The organism is Mesorhizobium sp. M7A.F.Ca.ET.027.03.2.1, from assembly GCF_003999175.1.
GTDB lineage: Bacteria > Pseudomonadota > Alphaproteobacteria > Rhizobiales > Rhizobiaceae > Mesorhizobium.
In genome coordinates this window covers 1-1,004 of sequence record NZ_RZOM01001523.1, presented here as the reverse complement: position 1 = coordinate 1,004, position 1,004 = coordinate 1, and the positions used below count along the sequence as shown (strand labels likewise).

The window sequence follows — 1,004 nt, the reverse complement described above, 5'->3', positions numbered from 1 at the left end:
GTGCGGATGCGGCGGCCATGGTTGATGCGGCGATCGAGAAAGGCGGCGAGCTTCGGGCGGTCCTCGATGTAGCTGCCCAGACCCGCCGGCAGCGTGCCGCAGAACTCCTCGATGCGCGGGTGGAAATATTCGGTCACCTGCAGGATCGAGCCGTCCTTGACGCCGACCTCGCGGCGCACGCGTTTGCCGCGCGTCGAACGTGTCTTGAGATCGGCGACACGGATCATGTCGTCGTAGCACAGCGCGTTGGCCAGATGCTTGGCAGCAGCGATCGACAGGCCATAGCCCTGAAGCGGCCCGTCCAGCGCGACGGCCTTGTCCAACCGGTCGAGATACTCGCGCCCATAGGCGATGTCCTGATAGTCGACGACCTTTCTCAAGCCCCGAAGTGCCATGTCGCGTACGGCTACCGGCAACAGGTCGATGCGGGCAGCCAAGGCCTGCCAGCCCTGCAGCAGGTTTTGCGGGCCACTCACCTGTCCTGTGCCCAAGGCAGATTCGACCATCGCGAGCTCGGCCGGCTTCGGCGCCGGTGCTGCCGTGCCGCGCGCGCGGTCAAACGCAGCGCCGAAGGCAGCGAGGCTGGCCTTGACGCCCCGGCCGCCGGCACCGATCGCCTGTTCGTAGCTCTCGCGGGTGAAGGGCAGCGCATCGGACCCCGCCAGCGCGCCAAGCAGGCTGGCCGAGATCATCGAGCCATTGTCGGCTGCGATCTTTTCCATGTCGAAAGCGATGAAGCGCTTCGATGCGGCTTCCGCCGTCGCATGCACCTTGGAGGACGAAGCCCGGCCATCGCCCGGTTCGATCTTTTCCGACACGGCGGCGATGCGGTGCGACGAGGCAATCAGCGTGGTGCGGTCGGGCGTGACGAAGCCGCGAATGATGGCACGGCCGGCTTCCATCAGCTCAGCGGCGATCAGGATGTCGACATCGCCCTGCGAGGGCGACAGCGCAAAGACCGGCAGACGGCCGGTGTCGCGGGCCATCTCGACATAGTAGATGGT

The 1,004-nt window shown here is 66.3% G+C and carries 1 protein-coding gene; it reads right to left on the bottom strand.

The window, feature by feature from the left end:
• Positions 1-1,004 (bottom strand): indolepyruvate oxidoreductase subunit beta family protein (locus EN750_RS36140; RefSeq protein WP_127399406.1); only part of this gene is annotated, 1,004 nt, incomplete at both ends.